Here is a 23,224-nt window from a genome sequence, read left to right as displayed (position 1 = left end):
CGACTTACTTGCCGGAAAGCGCCAGCATCAGATCGTTGATACGCTTGACGAAGCCGGCCGGATCGTCGAGCTGGCCGCCTTCGGCCAACGTGGCCTGTTCGAACAGCAAGGCCGCCCAGTCGTCGAAACGACCTTCCTCGTATTTCAAGCGCATCACCGCCGGGTGCTGCGGATTGATTTCAAGAATCGGCTTGGCATTCGGTGCCTTCTGGCCGGCCGCCTTGAGCAGACGCGCCAGGTTGCCGGACGGATCGTATTCATCGGCCACCAGACAGGAAGGCGAATCGGTTAGGCGATGCGTGATGCGAACATCCTTCACTTTGTCGCCGAGCGAAGTCTTGACCTTCTCGATCAGTTCCTTGAACTCGTCGGCCGCTTTCTCGGCTTCCTTCTTCTCTTCCTCATCCTCCAGCTTGCCGAGGTCAAGACCGCCCTTGGCCACCGACTGCAACTGTTTGCCTTCGAACTCGGTCAGATGGCCCACGACCCACTCGTCGACGCGGTCGGACAAGAGCAGCACCTCGATACCCTTCTTCTTGAAGATTTCCAGATGCGGGCTGTTCTTGGCGGCGTTGAAGGTTTCTGCCGTAACGTAGTAGATCTTCTCCTGGCCTTCCTTCATGCGAGCGATGTAGTCGGCCAGAGAGACGACCTGTTTTTCACCGTCACCATGGGTAGAGGCGAAACGCAGCAGGCTGGCGATCTTGTCCTTGTTGGCGGCATCTTCGCCGACACCTTCCTTCAGTACGCTACCGAATGCCTCCCAGAACTGGGCGTACTTTTCCTTGTCGGCGGCATCGTCGCTGTTGGCCAGCCCCTCCAGCATGGAGAGCACTTTGCGCGTGCAACCGGAACGAATGTTGTCGATGTCCTTGGATTCCTGCAGGATCTCGCGCGACACGTTGAGCGGCAGATCAGCCGAATCGACCACCCCGCGCACGAAGCGCAGATAGAGCGGCATCAGCTTCTCGGCGTCGTCCATGATGAAGACACGGCGGACATAAAGCTTCACGCCATGGCGGGCGTTGCGATCCCACATATCGAACGGGGCGCGCGACGGAACATAGAGGAGCTGCGTGTATTCCTGCTTGCCTTCGACACGGGCGTGCGTCCAGCACAGCGGATCCTCGAAGTCGTGAGCGACGTGCTTGTAGAACTCCTTGTACTGCTCGTCGTCGATTTCCGACTTGCTGCGAGCCCACAGGGCGTTGGCCTGGTTGACCGTCTCGTCCTCGTCGGTGATGACCTGCTCACCCTTGTCCTTGTCCCACTCCTCCTTCTTCATCACGATGGGCAGGGTGATATGGTCGGAATACTTGCGGATGATGGACTTCAGACGCCAGGCATTCAGGAAATCGTCTTCGCCATCGCGCAGATGCAGGATGACATCGGTACCGCGGCCGGTTTTTTCGACAATTTCGACGGTGTAATCGCCTTCGCCAGCCGACTCCCATTTTACGGCCTGGCCCGTTTCGAGACCGGCACGGCGGGAAATCACCGTCACTTTGTCGGCAACGATGAAGGAAGAGTAGAAACCGACGCCAAACTGCCCGATTAGATGGGCATCCTTGGCTTGATCGCCAGTCAGCGCCGAGAAGAACTCCTTGGTGCCCGACTTGGCAATGGTCCCCAGATGGGCAATCGCTTCGTCACGCGACAAACCGATACCGTTATCGGAAATGGTGATCGTGCGCGCCTCCTTGTCGAAAGCGACACGAATCTTCAGGTCGCCATCGTCGCCGTACAAGGCATTGTTGTTCAGCGCTTCGAAACGAAGCTTGTCGCAGGCATCGGAGGCGTTCGACACCAACTCGCGCAGGAAAATCTCCTTGTTGCTGTACAAGGAGTGAATCATCAGATGCAGCAGTTGTTTGACTTCCGTCTGGAAGCCGAGGGTCTCGCGATTAGCGGTAGCGGACTCGGACATGCTTGAAACTCCCAATCGAGATAACGACAAAAGGTGAGCTTCTAGATGGTGTCCCTGCGTGAGATTTCAAGCCCTGAAGCGATCTGAATTGAATTTTCTTTTTTAAATCTGCGATGAATTGTTGGCGTGAACGACAAAGCCCCCTGCAGCGTTGTGCTGAGGGGGCTTTTGAATGGGGAGCCTGGCGGTGACCTACTTTCGCGAGCGAGGTGCTCACTATCATTGGCGCTCATCTGTTTCACGGTCCTGTTCGGGATGGGAAGGGGTGGGTCCAGAAGGCTATTGCCGCCAAGCGTAACTTGTGTGTTTGTCGCTGTTGAGAGCGCCAAACGCAAAACGGTGTAAGAAGGTATGTTGTGATTGTGTTTTTTGAATTGCTTGTTGTTCAAGGTTATAGGATCAAGCCGCACGGGCAATTAGTATCAGTTAGCTTAACGCATTACTGCGCTTCCACACCTGACCTATCAACGTCGTGGTCTTCGACGACCCTTTAGGGAGTTCAAGACTCCGGGATATCTCATCTTAAGGCGAGTTTCACGCTTAGATGCTTTCAGCGTTTATCTCTTCCATTCATAGCTACCCGGCGATACGACTGGCGTCATAACCGGTACACCAGAGGAATGTCCACTCCGGTCCTCTCGTACTAGGAGCAGCCCCCTTCAAATATCCAGCGCCCACGGCAGATAGGGACCAAACTGTCTCACGACGTTTTAAACCCAGCTCACGTACCTCTTTAAATGGCGAACAGCCATACCCTTGGGACCGGCTACAGCCCCAGGATGAGATGAGCCGACATCGAGGTGCCAAACACCGCCGTCGATATGAACTCTTGGGCGGTATCAGCCTGTTATCCCCAGAGTACCTTTTATCCGTTGAGCGATGGCCCTTCCATACAGAACCACCGGATCACTATGACCTGCTTTCGCACCTGCTCGACTTGTGGGTCTCGCAGTCAAGCACGCTTTTGCCATTGCACTTTATGGGCGATGTCCGACCGCCCTAAGCGTACCTTCGTACTCCTCCGTTACCTTTTGGGAGGAGACCGCCCCAGTCAAACTGCCTACCATGCACGGTCCCCGGCCAGGATTCACTGGCCTAGGTTAGAACCTCAAACAAATCAGGGTGGTATTTCAAGGACGACTCCACCTGAACTAGCGTCCAGGTTTCACAGTCTCCCACCTATCCTACACAAACCGGTTCAAAGTCCAATGCAAAGCTGCAGTAAAGGTTCATGGGGTCTTTCCGTCTTGCCGCGGGGAGATTGCATCTTCACAAACATTTCAACTTCGCTGAGTCTCAGGAGGAGACAGTGTGGCCATCGTTACGCCATTCGTGCAGGTCGGAACTTACCCGACAAGGAATTTCGCTACCTTAGGACCGTTATAGTTACGGCCGCCGTTTACTGGGACTTCGATCAAGAGCTTGCACCCCATCACTTAATCTTCCAGCACCGGGCAGGCGTCACACCCTATACGTCCACTTTCGTGTTTGCAGAGTGCTGTGTTTTTATTAAACAGTCGCAGCCACCATTTCACTGCAACCCCATCGGCCTTCGAGCGCGAGGCTCTACAACCTACCGGGGCACACCTTCTCCCGAAGTTACGGTGTCAATTTGCCGAGTTCCTTCTCCTGAGTTCTCTCAAGCGCCTTAGAATTTTCATCCTGCCCACCTGTGTCGGTTTGCGGTACGGTCGATTCTAGACTGAAGCTTAGTGGCTTTTCCTGGAAGCTTGGTATCAATCACTTCAGCACCGTAGTGCCTCGTCATCACGCCTCAGATAATTCCCCCGGATTTGCCTAAGGGACACTCCTACACGCTTAAACCACCTATTCCAACAGATGGCTGACCTAACCTTCTCCGTCCCCACATCGCATCTAGAATCGGTACAGGAATATTGACCTGTTTCCCATCGACTACGCTTTTCAGCCTCGCCTTAGGGGCCGACTCACCCTACGCCGATGAACGTTGCGTAGGAAACCTTGGGCTTTCGGCGAGCGGGCCTTTCACCCGCTTTATCGCTACTCATGTCAGCATTCGCACTTCTGATATCTCCAGCATCCTTTACAAGACACCTTCACAGACCTACAGAACGCTCCCCTACCATATCTTTCGATATCCGCAGCTTCGGTGCACAGTTTGAGCCCCGTTACATCTTCCGCGCAGGACGACTCGACTAGTGAGCTATTACGCTTTCTTTAAAGGGTGGCTGCTTCTAAGCCAACCTCCTAGCTGTCTATGCCTTCCCACCTCGTTTCCCACTTAACTGTGTCTTGGGGACCTTAGCTGGCGGTCTGGGTTGTTTCCCTCTTGACAATGGACGTTAGCACCCACTGTCTGTCTGCCTTACTCGCACTTTCCGGTATTCAGAGTTTGCCATGGTTTGGTAAGTCGCGATGACCCCCTAGCCATAACAGTGCTTTACCCCCGGAAGTGATATAAGACGCACTACCTAAATAGTTTTCGGGGAGAACCAGCTATTTCCGGATTTGTTTAGCCTTTCACCCCTATCCACAGCTCATCCCCTAATTTTTCAACATTAGTGGGTTCGGACCTCCAGTACCTGTTACGGCACCTTCATCCTGGCCATGGATAGATCATCCGGTTTCGGGTCTACGCCGTGCTACTAAACGCCCTTATCAGACTCGCTTTCGCTACGCCTCCCCTATTCGGTTAAGCTCGCAACACAACGTAAGTCGCTGACCCATTATACAAAAGGTACGCAGTCACCCCACAAGGAGGCTCCCACTGTTTGTATGCATGCGGTTTCAGGTTCTATTTCACTCCCCTCCCGGGGTTCTTTTCGCCTTTCCCTCACGGTACTGGTTCACTATCGGTCGATCACGAGTATTTAGCCTTGGAGGATGGTCCCCCCATGTTCAGACAAGGTTTCACGTGCCCCGCCCTACTTTTCGCTAACTTAGTACCACAGCGATGTTTTCGCATACGGGGCTATCACCCACTACGGCCGGACTTTCCATTCCGTTCTGCTAACAAAGCTGCTATCACTAGCAGGCTTTTCCCCGTTCGCTCGCCACTACTTAGGGAATCTCGGTTGATTTCTTTTCCTCCGGCTACTTAGATGTTTCAGTTCACCGGGTTCGCCTCCCTTGCCTATGTATTCAGCAAGGGATACCTCAAAGAGGTGGGTTTCCCCATTCGGACATCGCGGGATCAACGTTTCGTTGCCAACTCCCCCGCGCTTTTCGCAGGCTTGCACGTCCTTCATCGCCTGTGATCGCCAAGGCATCCACCACATGCACTTAGTCGCTTGATCCTATAACCTTGAAGTCTCTTGCGAGACGGTTACAGGCAACTCAAAAAACTTTGTGCTGATCATCTACTAGCTGTAATAGACAATCAGATGCAATCACAACGTGTAGCGCTGCTCATCACAGCGTTACACAACCTTCTTCCGTTTTGTTAAAGAGCGTAGCAATTGATTTCTCAAAAGCCTGAGATAAACATCCGTTTATCTCAGGGTTCTGGTGGAGGATGACGGGATCGAACCGACGACCCCCTGCTTGCAAAGCAGGTGCTCTCCCAGCTGAGCTAATCCCCCGTTTTTGACGTTGGTGGGTCTGGTTGGAATCGAACCAACGACCCCCGCCTTATCAAGACGGTGCTCTAACCGACTGAGCTACAGACCCTCCGTCTGTTTGCTACTGATGAACAACCGATAGGTTGTGGGTGCCAGGATGCTTTCTCTAGAAAGGAGGTGATCCAGCCGCACCTTCCGATACGGCTACCTTGTTACGACTTCACCCCAGTCATGAACCCCACCGTGGTAATCGCCCTCCTTGCGGTTAGGCTAACTACTTCTGGTGGAACCCACTCCCATGGTGTGACGGGCGGTGTGTACAAGACCCGGGAACGTATTCACCGCGACATGCTGATCCGCGATTACTAGCGATTCCGACTTCATGCAGGCGAGTTGCAGCCTGCAATCCGGACTACGATCGGCTTTCTGGGATTGGCTCCACCTCGCGGCTTGGCAACCCTCTGTACCGACCATTGTATGACGTGTGAAGCCCTACCCATAAGGGCCATGAGGACTTGACGTCATCCCCACCTTCCTCCGGTTTGTCACCGGCAGTCTCGTTAAAGTGCCCAACTAAATGATGGCAATTAACGACAAGGGTTGCGCTCGTTGCGGGACTTAACCCAACATCTCACGACACGAGCTGACGACAGCCATGCAGCACCTGTGTTCCAGTTCCCTTTCGGGCACTCCCAAATCTCTTCAGGATTCTGAACATGTCAAGGGTAGGTAAGGTTTTTCGCGTTGCATCGAATTAATCCACATCATCCACCGCTTGTGCGGGTCCCCGTCAATTCCTTTGAGTTTTAACCTTGCGGCCGTACTCCCCAGGCGGTCAACTTCACGCGTTAGCTACGGTACTAAATGGTTTTACCCACCCAACACCTAGTTGACATCGTTTAGGGCGTGGACTACCAGGGTATCTAATCCTGTTTGCTCCCCACGCTTTCGTGCATGAGCGTCAGTATCGGCCCAGGGGGCTGCCTTCGCCATCGGTGTTCCTCCACATCTCTACGCATTTCACTGCTACACGTGGAATTCCACCCCCCTCTGCCGTACTCTAGTCTTCCAGTCATAAGCGCAGTTCCCAGGTTAAGCCCGGGGATTTCACGCCTATCTTAAAAAACCGCCTGCGCACGCTTTACGCCCAGTAATTCCGATTAACGCTCGCACCCTACGTATTACCGCGGCTGCTGGCACGTAGTTAGCCGGTGCTTCTTATTCCGGTACCGTCATCCACACCAGGTATTAGCTGATGCGATTTCTTCCCGGCCGAAAGAGCTTTACAACCCGAAGGCCTTCTTCACTCACGCGGCATGGCTGGATCAGGGTTGCCCCCATTGTCCAAAATTCCCCACTGCTGCCTCCCGTAGGAGTCTGGGCCGTGTCTCAGTCCCAGTGTGGCGGATCATCCTCTCAGACCCGCTACAGATCGTAGCCTTGGTAGGCCGTTACCCCACCAACTAGCTAATCTGATATCGGCCGCTCAATCAGCGCAAGGTCTTACGATCCCCTGCTTTCCTGCTCACAGAATATGCGGTATTAGCGTAACTTTCGCTACGTTATCCCCCACTGAAAGGTACGTTCCGATACATTACTCACCCGTTCGCCACTCGCCACCAGACCGAAGTCCGTGCTGCCGTTCGACTTGCATGTGTAAGGCATGCCGCCAGCGTTCAATCTGAGCCAGGATCAAACTCTTCAGTTCAATCCAACAAACTCGCAAATTCACTGACGGTAGATTTCTCTACCTATTACTCGGTGTATTTGCCTTAATACTTTTTTGCGACTTGCATCGCTTCGCATCAAGACACCCACACCTATCGGTTGTCCAAACTTTTAAAGATCAGTCGCTGCGCCGTTTCGTTTGATTCGTCAGCAGCAGAGAAGCGAGATTATGAAGCAACTACTCACTTCCGTCAAGCAGTTTCGAAAAATATTTTTTCTTGCTGCTTGCTCGCCTAACCCGCCGAAACGTCCGTCAGATCAGGAGAGCCGCGCATTCTACAGACTTAAAAAAACCCGTCAACCCCTTTCTCACACTTTTTTAAAACACATCCCAAAACACCCCAACCCCATACAAACAAAAAGGGCGCCCAGGCACCCTTTCTTATATATGTGAACCACTGAAACACTGATTGAGGTTGGCGAACTACTCTATTGCCTCATATACAACTTCAAGTATTTCAATCTCCCGCACACCAACCGGACTCTGAAAGCGCACCACATCGCCTTCACGCGCTTTGATCAACGCTCTGGCCAAAGGGGAAATCCAACTGATCCGCCCTAGGGAAGCGTTGGCTTCATCCACACCGACAATCGTATAGGTGTTTTCTGAACCATCGCTATCTGCGATGAGGACACGGGCACCAAAGAAAACCTGATCGTTGTCCCCCTGTCGCAAGGGATCGACAACCTCGGCAATATCCAGGCGCTTGGTCAGGAAACGAATTCGGCGATCTATCTCGCGCAAGCGCCGCTTGCCATAGATATAGTCGCCGTTTTCCGAACGATCGCCGTTTGAGGCAGCCCAAGCAACCACTTCGACGACATGCGGCCTTTCGCGCTTGACCAGATGCTCCAACTCGTCTTTCAGCCGAGCATGTCCAGCCGGGGTAATGTAATTGCGAGTCCCACTCGGAAGTTTCAGCGATGGCTCGAGTTCTTCATCCTCATCGCCATCGCTCTCCCTAACAAAGGCCCTACTCATCAATAACCGATGCTGTAGTGCTCGACATCGACCTTGATCAGCTCCCGGCCAAGAATGGCTGCGGTGTATTTGGCAAACTGCTCCGCCCACACCGGCTGATCGCGGAAACGGTTTTCTCCGGCGTACTTGGCAACGCTCAGAATACGATCGACAGCGAGAATCTTCCCGGTCGGCGTGGCGACATCGCATTCGAGAACGGTGAATTCGTGATCAAACCACTGGCGCGCCTCTTCGGCGGAAGCCCCCCCAGTGAATTTGAATTCGAATTCTTTTTCTTTGCCGAACGAGACAATCAAATGATGCTGCATTTCTCTCTCCTCCCTTGAACGGATCGAGTTATTCTAGCAAAACATCAAAAGCCGTCAGGAGCTTGAAATGGCATTACATCCGCTGAGCGACATGGAGGTCAGCGAGATTCGCGCGCAACTGCATGAATTGAAGATCGAGCACCGCGATCTTGATCAGGTAATCTCCCACCTGATCGAAAACCCGCCACCGGATGATCTGCTGATTCGTCGCTTGAAGAAGCGGAAGTTGCTATTGAAGGATCGCATTCTGCAGCTTGAGCAGATGCTCATCCCGGATATTCCGGCTTAACTCTCCGGATTCGGGTTACGGAAGAAAATCCAGTAAGCCCCACCGATAGCGCCTGCTAGGGCCAGTTCCCACAGAACCGGAACCGCCCAAACCAACCATGACAAGATCGCCAGCAGTAGTAGATAGGCCAGAACCTTCACTGCCGGTCAGAGTACCAGCGTACCTATCCACCAAGCCGCGGCAGCCATGACCGCGCTGCACGGGATCGTCAGAATCCAGGCCCAGACGATGCCACCGGCCACACCCCAGCGCACACGACGAGCGCCGCGAGTCGAACCGACACCGGCGATGGCGCCGGTGATCGTATGCGTGGTAGACACCGGGATGCCGAAGGCCGTGGCCAGGAACAGGGTGATCGCCCCGCCGGTGTTGGCGCAGAAACCGCGCGCCTGATTGAGCTTGGTGATGCGGTTGCCCATCGTCTTGACGATGCGCCAGCCACCGAACATCGTACCGAGACCCATAGCGGTATAACAGGCAAGCACGATCCAACCCGGGATGTGATCACCCGAATGAGAGTAGCCGGTCGCAATCAGCAACATCCAGATGATACCAATGGTCTTCTGGGCATCGTTGCCACCGTGACCGAGACTATAAGCAGCTGCAGAGAGCAGTTGGAAACGACGGAAGTGTTTGTCCACCTTGCGCGGCGCCATCTTGCGGCAAATCCACGACACGATGACCATCAGAAGCCCACCGATGACGAAGCCCAGGAAAGGCGCGACAAAAATAAAGGCAACAATCTTCAACACACCCGCGGTAATCAAACCATCAACACCAGCCTTGGATACAGCAGCACCAACCAGGCCGCCGACCAGGGCGTGCGATGACGAAGATGGAATCCCGTAATACCAGGTAATGACGTTCCAGACGATCGCCCCGACCAAGGCCCCGAAAACGACGTAGTAATCGACGATGGAGGGATCGATGGTGCCCTTGCCGATCGTAGTCGCCACCTTCAACTGGAACAGGAAATAGGCCAGGAAATTGAAGGCCGCCGCCCAGATGACGGCGTGATGCGGCTTCAGAACTCGCGTGGAAACGATGGTCGCGATCGAATTCGCTGCGTCGTGGAAGCCATTCATGAAGTCGAACAGCAAGGCGACGATCACCAGGGTGGAGACCACCCACAGGCTGACTTGTACGGTATCCATACCGAGGACCGGTTAGGAGTTTTCGAGAACGATGGCTTCGATGGTGCTCGCCACGTCCTTGCAACGGTCGGTCACCGATTCGAGCAACTGATAGATTTCCTTCAATTTGATGACCTGGCGGACATCCGGCTCCTCGCGGAAGATGCGCGACATGGCACCGCGCAGCATCTTGTCTGCATCCGACTCGAGGTCGTCGATTTCGTGGCACAGCTTCAGAATGGCAGGCGCGTTGTCCATGCTATGCAACAACTTCACTACCGACTGCACGTGGTAGCAGCTACGTTCGGTCACTTCGGCCATGGCCTTTGCTTCGGCCGGAACATGGCGGATATCGTACAGGGACATCGACTCGGCAACGTCCTGAATCATGTCCAGAATGTTGTCCATGCCGTTGATCAGTTCGTGGATTTCGTCGCGGTCGAACGGCGTGATGAACGAGGTGTGCAGTTGCGCCAGGGTGTCGTGCGTAATCGCATCCGCCTTGCTCTCGAGATCGTCGATTTCTTCGGCGTAGACATCGGCCTTTTCCGGTGCATCGGCCAGCGCTCCGATCAGGTTGGTCAGCGCCTTGCCGCCGGCGGCGATCAGCTCCGCATGTGCGTTGAAAAGATCGAAATACTTGCCCTCTTTGGGCATCAGACGACCGAACATGACAGTTCCGTGAAGTTATTGTTACAGACCGTCATTCTATCACGTCCCCCTGATTAACTCCGCTCCACCGTGCTCATTTCGGAGATATCGGTAAAATTCGGCATGGTCAAACTCAAGCTCTCCGCCGACGCTTTCGGCGACCGGTTCGATATCGCCACATTGCCTTTGCCGCGCCCGGCCACAGGCTACGCTGTGCAAATGCTCGATACCGATCTGTTGCTCAATCGTCGCACCGGCCAATTCATGCCCGTCCGAACACCCGGACTGGAGGCATCGTTCGAAAGTTTCGACAGCGCCTATGCCGCAGCCGAACATTGGATCGAAGCACACGGCGAAAGCCTGGAAGACCATCGCCTGGCCATCGTGCCGGTCGGCTACGACCCCATTCTCGAACGCCACGTTCTGATTTACGGCGTTCTCTGCGGTGCACCTTGAAATTTGGGCAAAAAAGGAAAGACGATGACGACATTGCGTTACCGCCCCCTGGGCAAAACCACTCTGAGCGTGCCCGACGTCTGCCTCGGCACCATGACCTTTGGCGAACAGACGGCAGAGGCCGACGCCCACGCCCAGCTCGATTACGCTCTGGGCCAGGGGATCAATTTTCTTGACACCGCCGAGATGTACGCCGTGCCACCACGCGCCGAAACCTGCGGCGAGTCCGAACGCATCGTCGGCCGCTGGCTGAAGCGCCAGGCCCGCGACAAGATCATCGTCGCCACCAAGGTCGCCGGCCCGAGCCGTAACCTCGACTGGATTCGCGGTGGCCCACCGGCGCTTGACCGCGCCAACATCCGGGCCGCCATCGAAGGCTCGCTGCAACGTCTACAGACCGACTACGTGGATCTCTACCAATTGCACTGGCCCGAGCGCAACCAGCCGATGTTCGGGCAATGGCAGTTCGATCCGGCCAAAGAACGCGAATGCACAAGCATCCGCAGCCAACTGGACGCACTGGCCGAGCTGGTCCGCGAAGGCAAGGTGCGCGCCATCGGGGTGTCCAACGAGCACCCGTGGGGCATCATGCAATTTACCCGCCTGGCCGACGAGTTCGGGCTGCCGCATATCGCATCGACACAAAATGCCTATAGCCTGCTCAACCGCACTTACGAAACGGCGATGGCGGAAACCTGCTTCCGTGAAAACGTCGGCCTGCTAGCCTACTCGCCGCTCGCTTTCGGTCACCTGAGCGGCAAATACCTGGCCGACCCGCAAGCCGAAGGCCGACTGACCCGTTGGCCCAACTTCGGTCAACGTTACGCCAAGCCCAACGTTGCCCCGGCCGTCGCCGCCTATGCCCAACTGGCCCAGCGGCATGGCCTGACACCGACGCAACTGGCGCTCGGTTTCGTTCGCTCGCGCTGGTTCGTCAGCAGCACCATCATCGGCGCCTCCAACTTGGCGCAACTCAAGGAAACCGTGGCCGCCACCGCGACACCGCTCTCCGAAGCCATCCTGGCCGAAATCGACGCCATCCACCTGCAATACACCAATCCCGCCCCATGACGGAATCGCTCTTCCCTCGCCTGGCCGAAGCGCTGGCCCTCACGGAAATTGACCAAAAACTCGCGTGCACCGCAGCAGTGCACGCCGATTGGCTGGCCGGTCGCCTCGACCACACCGACCCGGCCCCGGTCGAACTCAGTTGCGGCCGCCCGGCCCGCCCGGAACTCGTTCCCTTCCGCGCCGTACCGCAGCGCAACCCACGCACACTGGAAGGCCGTGCCCGCCTACTGCATGCCATCACGCACATCGAGTTTTCCGCCATCAACCTGGCACTCGACCATGCCGCACGCTTCCATGGTTTACCGAAGGCCTACTACGACGACTGGATCGAGGTCGCAGCGGAAGAAGCCGAGCATTTCGCGCTATTGCGTGACCGACTGCGCTCGCTCGGCCACGATTACGGCGATTTCCAGGCGCATGCCGGATTGTGGGAAATGGCCGAGAAAACGGCACACGACCCGCTGCATCGCATGGCTCTGGTGCCGCGTCTGCTCGAAGCACGCGGCCTGGATGCGACGCCACCGATTCAACGCAAGCTGGAAGAAGCTGGCGACGAAGCGAGCGCCCGCGCCCTCGACATCATCCTGCGCGACGAAATCGGCCATGTCGGCATGGGTGACCGCTGGTTCCGCCACCTGTGCGAGGAACGCGGGATCGATGCCGAGCAAACCTATCGCGCACTGCTGGCCCATTACGAAGCGCCCTGGCCACAGGCTTCGATGAACCGCGCAGCCCGTCTCGCCGCCGGTTTTACCGAACGGGAACTGGACGACTTGCTAAAGGGTGCGACCGCTCAAGCCGACTGAGGTTTCGACAACCACTCCAACAGAGCGGCGAACAGCGCATCCGGGTCGACCGGTTTGCCCAGGTGCGCGTTCATGCCGGCTGCCAGGCAAACCGCCACGTCTTCGTCGAAGGCATTGGCCGTCAAAGCGATGATCGGCACCTCGGCATACGCCGGCAAGGCGCGAATTTGCCGGGTCGCCTCCAGACCATCGAGTACCGGCATCTGCACATCCATCAGGATCAGGTCGTAGCGGCCTCGCTCTGCCAGCGCGACGGCCTGTTCGCCATCCTCCGCGGCATCGACCCTGAACCCGACATCGTTGAGCAACTCCAGCGCCACTTCGCGGTTGATCTCGTTATCTTCAGCCAACAGGATGCGCTTGCCGCTGTAGTCTTGCTGCAGGCGCTGCTCGACCGAGCACGCCTCCCCGACCCGACTGAGCGCTTGCTCACGACCGACCAGATTGAGCAAGGTGTCGTAAAGACTGGAGGCCGACACCGGTTTAGTCAGGATGGCATCGAAATGCTGACACTGACGGGCTTCGGTGGTCAATTCCGCATCGAAAGCCGTGACCAGCATGAACTTCGGACGATTCGTCAGACTCATGCTCTCCAGGGCATTAGCCACCTGCAGCCCATCCATTCCGGGCATCCGCCAGTCGAGCAACACCAGACGATAAGGATCGGCATTGCCATCAGCCAGCTCGATCAGGCCGAGAGCCTCTTCTCCACCCTCCGCCTGATCGACGCGCATGCCCAAGTGTTTCAACATATCGGCCAATACCAGACGCGCCTCGAACTGATCGTCCACGACGAGCACCCGCTTCTCGGCTAGGGAAGAAAGGCTTGGTCGCTTGACCAACTGCCGTCCATCGCGCCCGAGCTTGGCGGTAAACCAGAAGGTACTGCCTTGGCCCGGCGTACTGTCGACCCCGACCTCGCCGCCCATCATTCGCGCCAGGCGGGCGCTGATCGCCAAACCGAGACCGGTCCCGCCGTAGCGACGCGTCGTCGAGCTATCCGCCTGCTCGAACGCTGAAAACAGGCGACCCACCGCCTCCTGCGGGATGCCGATACCGGTGTCGCGCACTTCGAAACGAGCCAATACATGGTCGCCGAAGTCCTCCTCGATGACACCGCGGATCACGATGACCCCCTGCTCGGTGAATTTGACCGCATTACCAGCAAAGTTGAGCAGAATCTGACCGAGGCGTAACGAATCCCCCTGGAAGATACCGCTCAGCTCAGGCACCACATCGCGCACCAACTCCACCCCTTTGGCGGCCGCACGCTCAGCCGTCATCGAGCAGACCGAATCGAAAACCCGCTCGATGTCGAAACTGGCGTACTCCAGATGCAGCTTGCCTGCCTCGATCTTCGATATATCGAGGATGTCGTTGATGATCGACAGCAGATGCAGGGCCGCATCATTGATCTTGTCCAGACGCTGCAACTGGCCGGGCTGCACCAACTCCCGGCGTAGCAGATGCGTGAGACCGACGATGGCGTTCATCGGCGTACGAATTTCATGGCTCATATTGGCCAGGAAAGAGCTTTTTGCCTGATTGGCATGCTCCGCCACATCCCTTGCCTGCGCCAACGCATCGTTCGCTTCCGCCAGATCGCGGGTGCGTTGCGCCACCTTGGCATCCAATTCCTGCCCCCAACTGCGCAGAGCGCTCGTTTGCTCGTTGATGGTATCGAGCAAATGATCGAACAGCTGCCCCAAGCGGACCAACTCGTCGTCACCGGGCAACTCACCGACCCGCGCCCCAGAATCGCCCTCGCCAACCGCCCGCATGGTTATTTCAAGACGTTCCAGCGGACGCATGATGGTGCGCGTCAAACGTATCGTCACCAAGGTTGCCCCGACGGCGGCCAGGGCGACGAGGAAAAGCACCAGACCGATCGCCTTCCAGCGGAAGACGGCAAAAGGCTCCTCCGGAATGCCGACATAGAGCATCCCGATCCGCTTCCCCTGAAAATCGAGTACAGGATCGTAGGCCGTCATCGCCCAATGATTTACAACGAAAGCCCGCCTGACCCAGCTTTCTCCGCGATCGAGCACACTTTCCTTGACCACCTGCGATACCCGCGTACCCACCGCACGCTCGCCTTTGTTCGTCCTGACCGTTGTAGCGATACGCACATCGTCGAGAAACAGCGTCACCGTGCCGTTGACCCCCACCTGGCGAAGCCCCCCCGCGGACACAATTTCGCTCAGGTAATCGACAAACTCGTAATGCCAATTCAGCATCAGCCCACCAACTGCATAGCCAAGCAAGCGTCCCGTTTCATCGAACATGGGTGCGACGGCGATGACGAGCAGGCCGCGGGTTTCCTCTATCGCATCGTTCGGAGCAGCCATCGGCGTTTCGACCAATCGCAGGTGGGCACGGTCTGCCAAGCGAGGGGATAGCTTCTCCAAGCGTAAATGATCGATCACTTCCAGCCCAACGCCTGCTTCGGCCTTGACCAAGGATTCTCTAAGTACGCCCAGTTCGATATAGGGATCGCCTGCCACCATGCCCTCGCTGGCAGCGATCACCCCACCGTGACTATCAAGCACGGCAAGAAAATCAAAACCGAGGTTTTCCTGACGCGAGGCAAGCACTTCGCCCAGTCCGACATCGCCCAGCACTCCGGAAGCCAGGCCTCGAATCCGCTTGGAATTTGCCAGAGAACGAACCGCCGACAGGGCCTCGCCCTGCACATGCTGCAGATGGCTATGCGCCATCGCCAGATCGCTTTCAACCTTGTGCGCCAGCAGGCGATCGAAATAATTGTTGCCTACCAACAGCAGTATTGCTGCCAGCACCGGCAAAGCCACCAGCGGCAGAAGGGCAAGAATCCAAAGCCTGAATTTCAGCGAATGAAACCGAAATATGCCAGCTCGCCCGGAAATGGATTTTTCGCGAACGATGACTACTCTCCCAAGTCGTTTTACTTCGATATTTGTATCATTTTTCTAACTTTGAATAATGCGCCGAAGTCGCCCAAATAGCAACCGGAATGCTGAGCCTTCTCTCTTGCACCGGAATGGAGTAAAATAATAAATTCAATGCGTTGATGCATCGCCCGCAGTCTTTCGAAGCAGCCCCCGGTTCTATTTGCAGGTTTCACCCCATTGATTCAATCGCCCCCGGTATGGCTGCATCGGGGAACTCAGGCCGCCCGACCTTCGGGCCAATCCGTCGCCAACGCAACACCCGAGCGACGAGGAAAGGAAACAGCATCATGTCGTCACCCGAAAGCTTTGCCGATCTCGGCTTAAGCTCCTCCCTCCTTCAAACTTTGTCCGAAATCGGCTACGAAACGCCGTCGCCGATCCAGGCCCAGTGCATTCCCATCCTGCTCGATGGCCATGACATCCTCGGCATGGCGCAGACCGGTACCGGCAAAACCGCTGCCTTCGCGCTACCGCTGATGGAAACCATCGACATCAAGGTCGCCAAGCCGCAGGCCCTGATCCTGACGCCGACCCGCGAACTGGCCATCCAGGTCGCCGAAGCGCTACAAAGCTACGCCAAGAACCTGCCAGGCTTCCACGTCCTGCCGATCTACGGCGGCCAGAGCTACACGATCCAGTTGAAGCAACTGGCACGCGGTGCCCACGTCATCGTCGGCACGCCGGGCCGCGTCATGGATCACCTGGAGCGCAAGACGCTCAACCTCGACAACCTGAAAACCCTGGTTCTCGACGAAGCCGACGAAATGCTGCGCATGGGCTTCATCGACGACGTCGAGTGGATTCTCGAACACACGCCGGAACAGCACCAGACCGCGCTCTTTTCCGCCACCATGCCGGAGCAGATTCGGCGCGTTGCCCAGAAATACCTGGTCGACCCGCGCGAAATCAAGATCAAGGCCGCCACGGCCACCGTCGCCGCCATCCGCCAGGTCTACTGGCAGGTGTCCGGCATGCACAAGTTGGATGCCCTGACCCGCATCCTCGAAGTCGAAGACGATTTCGACGCCGCCATCATCTTCGTGCGCACCAAGACCGCCACCGTCGAACTCGCCGACAAGCTGAACGCCCGCGGTTACGCCGCTGCCGCGCTGAACGGCGACCTCAACCAGCAGATGCGCGAACGCGTCATCGATCAGCTGAAGTCCGGCGCTCTGGATATCGTCATCGCCACCGACGTCGCCGCCCGCGGTATCGACGTGCCGCGTATCAGCCACGTCGTGAACTACGACATTCCGTACGACACCGAAGCCTACGTGCATCGCATCGGCCGCACCGGCCGCGCCGGACGTACCGGCAACGCCATCCTGTTCGTGGCGCCGCGCGAAATCCGCATGCTGCGCACCATCGAGCGCGCCACTCGCCAGCCGATCGCGCCGCTGACCCTGCCGAGCCGCGCCGACGTGACCAACAAGCGCGTTACCGACTTCAAGGCCAAAGTTGCGGAGGTATTGAACGCCGAAGGCCTCGATTTCTTCGCCAATATCGTTTCGCAAATTGCCGAAGAGCAAAACGTTGGCGCCGAAGAAGTTGCCGCCGCGCTGGCGATGATGGCGCAGGAAGGCAAGCCGCTGCAGATCGCTGGCGAAGACCCGGCGCCACGTCCTTTCCGCGAACCGCGCGAACCCCGTGACGGTGACCGTCGCCCGGCCAGCTTTGGCGATCGCGAACGCAAGCCGCGCTTCGAAGAGCGCGGTGGCGACCGCCCCCAATTCGATCGCCCGCCCCGTCGCGAAGACCGTCCGCAGCGTCCGGCTCCGGCCGGCGACATGGTGCGCTACCGCATCGACGTGGGCCGTGAGCATGGCGTCGAAGTACGCGACATCGTCGGCGCCATCGCCAACGAAGCCGGTATCGACAGCCGCTTCATCGGTCGTATCGGTCTTTACGAGGAATCCAGCACGGTCGAACTGCCGGCCGGCATGCCGGCCGAAGCGGCCAACGCCCTGAAGCGCACCCGCATCCGCGGCGTGCCGATCAATCTGCGTCAGGACGAGGGTCGCCCGGCTTCCGCCGACGGTGAGCGCAAGTTCAGCGGCGAACGTAAATTCGGCGGTGAGCGTAAGTTCGACGGCGATCGCGGCGGCTTCAAGAAAAAGAAGTTCGGCGACCGCTGATCCCCCCCCAGGCCAGACAAAAGCCACGCCAGAGTGCGTGGCTTTTTTTCGTCCTAAATTCCGGCAGCGCCGCCCGGCAATAATTCCATACAAATTATTGCGAACAATTCCTATTTACAAACCGCGTTTCGATCATTAAGATAGGAATCGTTCTCAACACGAAAGCCTTTCATGCCCAGCCTGCTGATCAACACCCTGTTGGCCGGTTTTCTCTTCTGGCTGATGACTGTCGCCGCATCCCTGTGAATGGAGGAAGAAGCATGCCGTCTGCCGAATTGCTCGCCGGAGCCTTGAGTCTGGTACTGATCCATGACGAAACCAGCTGCCCGCACTCCGCGCTCAATGCCGCTCGCCTGTTGGAACGCATCTGCGAACTGGGCGATCTCGACGGCGAAACCCGCCTGTTGTGCGAACGCGCCAGCGAACGCCTGAGCCAAACGCAAACCCAGGAGGAACGCCATGCTTGCCCCGCTTAAAAACCGTGCCATCCTCGAACGCGCACCGGCCGACGAGGACGAGCTCTACCCAAGCGACAATGCCGTCGACGCCGGCCGTGTCGCCGAATTGGAAAGCGAAAACCTCGCACTGAAGTCCGCCCTGCGCCAGGCCCGCCAAAGCCAGCGGCGCAACGCAACGCTCCAGGCCAAGAAAAGCGTCGCCCAAACCAACGAAATCCTCCGTCTCGAAGAAGTATGCCGGCAGTTGCGCCAACGCCTCGCCAGCTACGAATCCGGCCAGGCGATCATCGAGCTCGGGCAGAAATTGATGGAACTGCGCGATGCCAACGAACAACTGATCAACGCCGCCCAGCGCGTCTGGACTCTCGACAAGACCCTCTGCGCCGCCCATCACGAATGCGAACGCCTGACCCGTGAGCGCGATCAACTCGCCCTTCGCCTATGCCGTCATGGCTGCAGTCGGCCGGAGTAGCCACTCCTTATCTCTCGCAACTTCGGGCCGGCTCGGCATTGCCGACCGGCCATTTTTTGCCTTTTTGGCCAGTACACCGCAGCAGTCGAGGTTTCATCACGACTGACCCCGAACCAAGCTTTGCCCGCCGCAAGCCACACGGAATTCCGGATAGCCAGCGCTAACACCGACTTTCATCGGAGATCACGCCATGCCCGACTTTCCCTTCCATGTCGCCGGCGGCCACTTCGGCCAGCCCAGTTCGCCCCTCGACCTCTTCGAACGCAAGCCGGCGATCCAGTCCGACGATGCAAGCCCGACCGTCGTCGGCTCCCGCCGCCGCAAGCTTTGGGAGGTGCCGCACAAGTTCCACTGCCCCATCGTCGGCACCTGCTTTGAAGTCGACGAACTGCGCGGCCTGATGAAGAAGGTCATGCATCTGCCGCCCAGAACCAGCGACTTCGTCCTGCACACCACGGCGGTTGGTACCTGCGAAACGCGCAGCCCGCTGGCCGAAATCCTGCACAAGCACCTGGAAAAACGCTTTCAACTGACCATCCGCCGCTTCGCCCAGGCGAAGAACGTCGAAGCCCTGGAAACCCTGTGGCGGGAAGCCACCGCCAGCGGCTGCGAAATACCGGCCGCGCTGTGGGCCACGTGGACGCATCCGGCTTGCGATGTCGTGCTGGAGCAGGCGGTCTACGGCGACATCCACATGATCCAGCACCAGATCGGCACCAGCACGCGGGCCGACCTGAAGACACTGAACCACCTGCGCCACGAGAATCAACATCTGCGTGCTCAACTGGAAAAAGCCCGTCAGGAAAACGAGGCCCTGCGCAGCGACAAGGCTTCCGCGACCCATGCGCTCGGCGCACGCATCGTCGAACTGCGTGCCGAACTGGCCGGCCGCGACGCCAGTATCGCCAAACTGACCGGACAGATCGAACAGTTGCGCGAAACGCTACCCGATCTCAAGGATCGCCAGACCCTGCTGCGCCGGGCAAGCGATGCCGAAGCTCGTACGGCAGCGCTCTCAGCCAACAGCGCCAGCCTCGAATACGAAATGAAACGCCTGCGCGAACTGCTCGGCCATGCCGAAGAAACCATCTCGCAACTCGCGTCCTGTGACGAATCGCCGACGCAAGAAAGCTCCGCTCAGAACGACGGTCTCTCCGGGAAATGCGTGTTGTGCGTCGGCGGCCGCTCCAATCTGGTCGACGCCTATCGCCAACTGGTGGAAGAACAAGGCGGCCGCTTCCTGCATCACGATGGTGGGCTGGAAGAAAGCCTGCACCGTATCGACGGCGTCCTGGCCGCGGCCGACCTGGTCATCTGCCAGGCAGGCTGCATCGGTCACAACGCCTATTGGCGGGTCAAGGAGCAATGCAAACGGACCGGCAAACGCTGTCTGTTCGTCAAGGGCAGCGGCGTATCGAGTTTTGGTCGGATCGTCGAAGCCGCGGTCGAAGCGGCGGTCGAACCCAAGTGAATATTGCGGCGCACAAAGTTGTTGACAATCATTCTCAACTCAATAGAATGAGAGTCGTTCTCGTTTGTATTTAATTTTCCATGAACAGCCAAACCAAAACCCCGCCTCTCGCCAGCCCGGTCGACAACACCGCCGCTCGCCCCCGCGTGGATAGCGAGCAATTGCTACGCGGTGCACCTGCCGTGGAAATCGAACACGCTGGTCAGCGTTACCTCCTCCGCGTCACCCGTGAAAACAAACTGATCCTGACCAAATAGTTTTCTCTCCGTTGTAAATCTCTCGTTCCCTGCAGCCAGCCAGCTCCCGCAAGCAAGCCAAGGGTTTTTTTGCCAGCCAACGGTATTTCTCGCCAGCCCAGCACCGACGTATGAGTTACGCCCTGTCCCGCCCCTCGAACGCCCAACGCAGCGGATTGCTCGGCATTGTCATCGGTCTTCATGTGGCCGTGGTTCTCGTCGTCCTTGCGGCTAAGACGATCGTTCCGCAGATTGCCGAGATCCCGTTGATCGTCGACATGATCCAGCCCACGGTCGACACCCCCAAGCCACCCGAGGCCAAACCGTTGCCGATGGCCAAGCCGCAGCCAGTCAAGCAGGTCAGCAAGCCACAGCAGCCACAGACCGTTCAGACGCCGCAACTCGAAACCACGATCAGTACGGTTCAATCTGCTGCCGCACCTGCAGTTTCGCCGGCTGACAACAAGCCCGCACCGCCTTCCCCTCCCGCCAGCGAACCTGTCAGCCAGGCCCGCTTCGATGCCGACTACCTGAAGAATCCAGCCCCGCTTTATCCGCCGCTTTCGCGTCGCATGGGCGAGGAAGGCAAGGTCATCCTGCGGGTGACCGTCAATGCGCAGGGCACCGCCGATAACGTCGAAATCAAGACCTCATCCGGTAGCAGCCGTCTCGACGATTCCGCCCAGAAGACCGTGCGCACCTGGAAATTCATCCCGGCCAAACGCGGCGACACCGCCATCCAGAGCGTCGTGCTGGTGCCGATCATTTTCAAATTGGAGCAATAGCCATGCAGGAAACCACCCAAAACGCCTTCGGCTTCGCCCACTTGTGGGCTTCTGGCGACATCGTCTCGCATAGCGTCGCCTACATCCTGGCAGCCATGTCCATCGCCAGCTGGTATCTGATTCTGGCCAAGGCCTGGGATTGGTATCGGGTACGCCGCGCCGCCAAGGCAGTTGGCTCTTTCTGGGCAGCCACCAGCGTGGCCGAGGGTATCGAGAGCCTGCGTGCAGCCGGTAGCGACAGCCCCTATGCCCAACTGGCCACCCAGGCCAATTGTTGCAACCACGATTGCGAAACGCTCACCGGCCGCCTGGCCTCCCGCTTCGACCCCGCCGAGCAAATGGAGCGCGCCTTGCGCCAGCAGTTGATGGTGACCCAGGCCGGCATGGAAAACGGCCTGACCCTGTTGGCCACCACTGGCGCCACCGCCCCCTTCGTCGGCTTGTTCGGTACCGTCTGGGGCATTTACCACGCGCTCGTCGCCATTGGCCTGTCCGGCCAGGCAGCGCTGGAAAAGGTCGCTGGCCCGGTCGGCGAAGCCCTGATCATGACTGCCGCCGGCCTCGCCGTGGCCCTGCCAGCGGTCTTCGCCTACAACGCCTTCACCCGCGCCAACCGCGTCGTGCTGGCCGACCTGGATGCCTTTGCCCACGATCTGCACGCCTTCTTCACCGTCGGCAAACCTTTCGTCGCCAATAGCGCCCAGATCCACCCGATGCGTGCCCGCGCCGCCACGGAGGCTGCATAACATGGCGATGGGCTCCTTCAATTCGCCCGGCAGCCAGATGCCGACGGCTGAAATCAACATGACCCCATTGGTCGACGTGATGCTGGTGCTGCTGATCATCTTCATCATCACCGCTCCGCTGATGACCCACTCGGTCAAGGTCGAATTACCGCGTGCCTCGAGTACCCCGACGCCGGAAAAACCGATGACCTTGCAGGTCGCAATCAACGCCGACAACAAGATCTTTGTCGGTAGCGATGCCGTGGATCAGGGGGCTCTGGAAGCCCGTTTCCGTGAAGCGGTCAATCAGGATGCCAACGTTGAAATGCATCTCAAGGCCGATCGCGCTACCCGTTACGAAGCCGTGGCCGAAACGATGAGCGCGGCCCGCCGTGCCGGCCTGACCAAGATCGGGTTCGTCACACAGCCCGGAAACGAGATGTAAGTCGCCCGTTCGTCAAATTTTTTTGTAGTTTTAAACCATCCTCAAGCCAGCCAGCCCCAAGCCAGCCAGCTACTTCGGATAGCCAGCGGCGTTGCGGTCAGCCAGCCAGAGACTTCCAGGGAGTCCTGCTATGTTGTCCACAAAAAAACTTATCTCCGCTCTGGCTTTATCCGCCGCCCTGGCCGCACCGGCCCTGGCTATCGAGTACCCGATCGGCGTGCCGCAGCACCGCGCCGGCATGGAAATCGCGGCCGTCTACCTGCAGCCGATCGAAATGGAACCGGAAGGCATGATGCGCAAGGCCTCCGAATCCGACATCCACATCGAGGCCGACATCCACGCCCTGGCCAACAACCCGAACGGTTTCGAGGAAGGCGCCTGGATTCCTTACCTGCTGGTCAAGTACGAAGTGTCCAAGATCGGCGGCGACTACAAGGTCGCCGGCGACTTCATGCCCATGGTCGCCAACGACGGCCCGCACTACGGCGAGAACATCAAATTGGCCGGCCCGGGCAAGTACAAGGTGAAGTACACGATCCTGCCGCCGTCGGAAAACAAGCAGGCGCACTTCGGCCGCCACACTGACCGCGCCACCGGCGTTCGCCCCTGGTTCAAACCGTTCGAAGTCGAATACGAATTCACCTACGTCGGCATCGGCAAGAAGGGCGGGTACTAAA

Annotated in this window: 20 protein-coding genes, 2 tRNA genes and 3 rRNA genes; 14 read left to right on the top strand and 11 right to left on the bottom strand. The window is 57.9% G+C overall.

All coding sequences use genetic code 11. The annotated features are described in order from the left end of the window. Window positions 1-4: 4 nt before the first annotated feature. The 8 genes from htpG to WIF35_RS17225 form a co-directional block, all read right to left on the bottom strand. Window positions 5-1,927, bottom strand: a complete 1,923-nt coding sequence (htpG, locus tag WIF35_RS17260; RefSeq protein ID WP_412479443.1) for a molecular chaperone HtpG — start codon at window positions 1,925-1,927, stop codon at window positions 5-7. A 179-nt stretch (window positions 1,928-2,106) separates the two neighbouring features. Beyond that, window positions 2,107-2,220 (bottom strand): 5S ribosomal RNA (gene rrf, locus WIF35_RS17255). A gap of 102 nt (window positions 2,221-2,322) precedes the next feature. Then, a 23S ribosomal RNA gene (locus tag WIF35_RS17250) occupies window positions 2,323-5,202 on the bottom strand. 209 nt (window positions 5,203-5,411) lie between these two features. Beyond that, a tRNA-Ala gene (locus WIF35_RS17245) sits at window positions 5,412-5,487 on the bottom strand. An 11-nt stretch (window positions 5,488-5,498) separates the two neighbouring features. After that, window positions 5,499-5,575: transfer RNA gene (locus WIF35_RS17240), tRNA-Ile, on the bottom strand. Window positions 5,576-5,636: 61 nt separating this feature from the next. Next, a 16S ribosomal RNA gene (locus WIF35_RS17235) occupies window positions 5,637-7,174 on the bottom strand. The 16S, 23S and 5S rRNA genes sit together here with 2 tRNA genes alongside, the layout of an rRNA operon. 444 nt (window positions 7,175-7,618) lie before the next feature. Continuing rightward, window positions 7,619-8,176 (bottom strand): transcription elongation factor GreB, encoded by a 558-nt coding sequence (greB, locus tag WIF35_RS17230; RefSeq protein ID WP_412481267.1) that lies wholly within the window; start codon window positions 8,174-8,176, stop codon window positions 7,619-7,621. Continuing rightward, window positions 8,176-8,484, bottom strand: a complete 309-nt coding sequence (locus WIF35_RS17225) for a hypothetical protein (protein ID WP_412479442.1) — start codon at window positions 8,482-8,484, stop codon at window positions 8,176-8,178. Before WIF35_RS17225 ends, greB begins: the two co-directional genes overlap by 1 nt. Window positions 8,485-8,551: 67 nt before the next feature. Between WIF35_RS17225 and WIF35_RS17220 the strand changes: the two genes are divergently transcribed. After that, the gene (locus WIF35_RS17220) at window positions 8,552-8,773 is read left to right on the top strand and encodes a YdcH family protein (protein WP_412479441.1); all 222 of its coding nucleotides are present in this window, start codon (window positions 8,552-8,554) and stop codon (window positions 8,771-8,773) included. Between the two features lie 146 nt (window positions 8,774-8,919). Here the strand turns inward: WIF35_RS17220 and WIF35_RS17215 are convergent, their stop codons facing one another. Next, on the bottom strand, window positions 8,920-9,927 hold the full coding sequence (locus WIF35_RS17215; RefSeq protein WP_412479440.1) for an inorganic phosphate transporter: 1,008 nt from the start codon (window positions 9,925-9,927) through the stop codon (window positions 8,920-8,922). A 12-nt stretch (window positions 9,928-9,939) separates the two neighbouring features. Continuing rightward, window positions 9,940-10,578, bottom strand: a complete 639-nt coding sequence (locus WIF35_RS17210) for a DUF47 domain-containing protein (RefSeq protein ID WP_412479439.1) — start codon at window positions 10,576-10,578, stop codon at window positions 9,940-9,942. 102 nt (window positions 10,579-10,680) lie between these two features. On the opposite strand from WIF35_RS17210, the gene WIF35_RS17205 reads away from it, so the two are divergent. From WIF35_RS17205 to WIF35_RS17195, 3 genes are read left to right on the top strand one after another with little or no spacing between them, the layout of a single operon-like run. Beyond that, entirely contained in the window at window positions 10,681-11,013 is a 333-nt protein-coding gene (locus WIF35_RS17205) for a hypothetical protein (RefSeq protein WP_412479438.1), read from the top strand. Between the two features lie 33 nt (window positions 11,014-11,046). Continuing rightward, complete coding sequence (locus WIF35_RS17200; RefSeq protein ID WP_412481266.1) at window positions 11,047-12,084, top strand: aldo/keto reductase; 1,038 nt, start codon at window positions 11,047-11,049, stop codon at window positions 12,082-12,084. Beyond that, on the top strand, window positions 12,081-12,890 hold the full coding sequence (locus WIF35_RS17195; RefSeq protein WP_412479437.1) for a ferritin-like domain-containing protein: 810 nt from the start codon (window positions 12,081-12,083) through the stop codon (window positions 12,888-12,890). Before WIF35_RS17200 ends, WIF35_RS17195 begins: the two co-directional genes overlap by 4 nt. Here WIF35_RS17195 and WIF35_RS17190 read toward each other — a convergent pair. Continuing rightward, complete coding sequence (locus WIF35_RS17190; protein ID WP_412479436.1) at window positions 12,878-15,607, bottom strand: response regulator; 2,730 nt, start codon at window positions 15,605-15,607, stop codon at window positions 12,878-12,880. The two genes, WIF35_RS17195 and WIF35_RS17190, sit on opposite strands and share 13 nt — an antisense overlap. Between WIF35_RS17190 and WIF35_RS17185 the strand changes: the two genes are divergently transcribed. From WIF35_RS17185 to WIF35_RS17140, 10 genes are all read left to right on the top strand, one after another. After that, window positions 15,599-15,874: a hypothetical protein gene (locus WIF35_RS17185; RefSeq protein ID WP_412479435.1), complete on the top strand. Its 276-nt coding sequence runs from the start codon at window positions 15,599-15,601 to the stop codon at window positions 15,872-15,874. The two genes, WIF35_RS17190 and WIF35_RS17185, sit on opposite strands and share 9 nt — an antisense overlap. Before the next feature lie 233 nt (window positions 15,875-16,107). Then, window positions 16,108-17,955 carry a DEAD/DEAH box helicase gene (locus WIF35_RS17180; protein WP_412479434.1) on the top strand — a complete coding sequence of 616 codons (1,848 nt, stop codon included), beginning with the start codon at window positions 16,108-16,110 and terminating at the stop codon, window positions 17,953-17,955. A gap of 260 nt (window positions 17,956-18,215) precedes the next feature. Next, on the top strand, window positions 18,216-18,431 hold the full coding sequence (locus WIF35_RS17175) for a hypothetical protein (RefSeq protein WP_412479433.1): 216 nt from the start codon (window positions 18,216-18,218) through the stop codon (window positions 18,429-18,431). After that, window positions 18,415-18,885 carry a hypothetical protein gene (locus tag WIF35_RS17170; protein WP_412479432.1) on the top strand — a complete coding sequence of 157 codons (471 nt, stop codon included), beginning with the start codon at window positions 18,415-18,417 and terminating at the stop codon, window positions 18,883-18,885. Before WIF35_RS17175 ends, WIF35_RS17170 begins: the two co-directional genes overlap by 17 nt. A gap of 190 nt (window positions 18,886-19,075) precedes the next feature. Next, on the top strand, window positions 19,076-20,356 hold the full coding sequence (locus WIF35_RS17165) for a DUF2325 domain-containing protein (RefSeq protein WP_412479431.1): 1,281 nt from the start codon (window positions 19,076-19,078) through the stop codon (window positions 20,354-20,356). Between the two features lie 80 nt (window positions 20,357-20,436). After that, window positions 20,437-20,613: a hemin uptake protein HemP gene (hemP, locus tag WIF35_RS17160; protein WP_412479430.1), complete on the top strand. Its 177-nt coding sequence runs from the start codon at window positions 20,437-20,439 to the stop codon at window positions 20,611-20,613. A gap of 110 nt (window positions 20,614-20,723) precedes the next feature. Further along, window positions 20,724-21,377 carry an energy transducer TonB gene (locus WIF35_RS17155; protein WP_412479429.1) on the top strand — a complete coding sequence of 218 codons (654 nt, stop codon included), beginning with the start codon at window positions 20,724-20,726 and terminating at the stop codon, window positions 21,375-21,377. Window positions 21,378-21,379: 2 nt separating this feature from the next. Further along, window positions 21,380-22,123, top strand: a complete 744-nt coding sequence (locus WIF35_RS17150; protein ID WP_412479428.1) for a MotA/TolQ/ExbB proton channel family protein — start codon at window positions 21,380-21,382, stop codon at window positions 22,121-22,123. 1 nt (window position 22,124) lies between these two features. Then, window positions 22,125-22,547 carry an ExbD/TolR family protein gene (locus WIF35_RS17145; RefSeq protein WP_412479427.1) on the top strand — a complete coding sequence of 141 codons (423 nt, stop codon included), beginning with the start codon at window positions 22,125-22,127 and terminating at the stop codon, window positions 22,545-22,547. 130 nt (window positions 22,548-22,677) lie between these two features. Beyond that, window positions 22,678-23,223 carry an iron transporter gene (locus WIF35_RS17140; protein ID WP_412479426.1) on the top strand — a complete coding sequence of 182 codons (546 nt, stop codon included), beginning with the start codon at window positions 22,678-22,680 and terminating at the stop codon, window positions 23,221-23,223. Window position 23,224 lies beyond the last annotated feature (1 nt).

This window comes from Azonexus sp. IMCC34839, from assembly GCF_047047955.1.
Taxonomy (GTDB): Bacteria; Pseudomonadota; Gammaproteobacteria; order Burkholderiales; family Rhodocyclaceae; genus Azonexus.
Note: the sequence above shows the minus strand (reverse complement) of the source record. Positions and strands in the feature narration are given on the sequence as shown.

Bases quoted from the DNA above. Each gene is read 5' to 3' on its own strand.
- htpG (WP_412479443.1), bottom strand. From the start codon at position 1,927: ATGTCCGAGTCCGCTACCGCTAATCGCGAGACCCTCGGCTTCCAGACG.
- greB (WP_412481267.1), bottom strand. From the start codon at position 8,176: ATGAGTAGGGCCTTTGTTAGGGAGAGCGATGGCGATGAGGATGAAGAA.
- WIF35_RS17225 (WP_412479442.1), bottom strand. From the start codon at position 8,484: ATGCAGCATCATTTGATTGTCTCGTTCGGCAAAGAAAAAGAATTCGAA.
- WIF35_RS17220 (WP_412479441.1), top strand. From the start codon at position 8,552: ATGGCATTACATCCGCTGAGCGACATGGAGGTCAGCGAGATTCGCGCG.
- WIF35_RS17215 (WP_412479440.1), bottom strand. From the start codon at position 9,927: ATGGATACCGTACAAGTCAGCCTGTGGGTGGTCTCCACCCTGGTGATC.
- WIF35_RS17210 (WP_412479439.1), bottom strand. From the start codon at position 10,578: ATGTTCGGTCGTCTGATGCCCAAAGAGGGCAAGTATTTCGATCTTTTC.
- WIF35_RS17205 (WP_412479438.1), top strand. From the start codon at position 10,681: ATGGTCAAACTCAAGCTCTCCGCCGACGCTTTCGGCGACCGGTTCGAT.
- WIF35_RS17195 (WP_412479437.1), top strand. From the start codon at position 12,081: ATGACGGAATCGCTCTTCCCTCGCCTGGCCGAAGCGCTGGCCCTCACG.
- WIF35_RS17185 (WP_412479435.1), top strand. From the start codon at position 15,599: ATGCGCCATCGCCAGATCGCTTTCAACCTTGTGCGCCAGCAGGCGATC.
- WIF35_RS17190 (WP_412479436.1), bottom strand. From the start codon at position 15,607: ATGGCGCATAGCCATCTGCAGCATGTGCAGGGCGAGGCCCTGTCGGCG.
- WIF35_RS17180 (WP_412479434.1), top strand. From the start codon at position 16,108: ATGTCGTCACCCGAAAGCTTTGCCGATCTCGGCTTAAGCTCCTCCCTC.
- WIF35_RS17175 (WP_412479433.1), top strand. From the start codon at position 18,216: ATGCCGTCTGCCGAATTGCTCGCCGGAGCCTTGAGTCTGGTACTGATC.
- WIF35_RS17170 (WP_412479432.1), top strand. From the start codon at position 18,415: ATGCTTGCCCCGCTTAAAAACCGTGCCATCCTCGAACGCGCACCGGCC.
- WIF35_RS17165 (WP_412479431.1), top strand. From the start codon at position 19,076: ATGCCCGACTTTCCCTTCCATGTCGCCGGCGGCCACTTCGGCCAGCCC.
- hemP (WP_412479430.1), top strand. From the start codon at position 20,437: ATGAACAGCCAAACCAAAACCCCGCCTCTCGCCAGCCCGGTCGACAAC.
- WIF35_RS17155 (WP_412479429.1), top strand. From the start codon at position 20,724: ATGAGTTACGCCCTGTCCCGCCCCTCGAACGCCCAACGCAGCGGATTG.
- WIF35_RS17150 (WP_412479428.1), top strand. From the start codon at position 21,380: ATGCAGGAAACCACCCAAAACGCCTTCGGCTTCGCCCACTTGTGGGCT.
- WIF35_RS17145 (WP_412479427.1), top strand. From the start codon at position 22,125: ATGGCGATGGGCTCCTTCAATTCGCCCGGCAGCCAGATGCCGACGGCT.
- WIF35_RS17140 (WP_412479426.1), top strand. From the start codon at position 22,678: ATGTTGTCCACAAAAAAACTTATCTCCGCTCTGGCTTTATCCGCCGCC.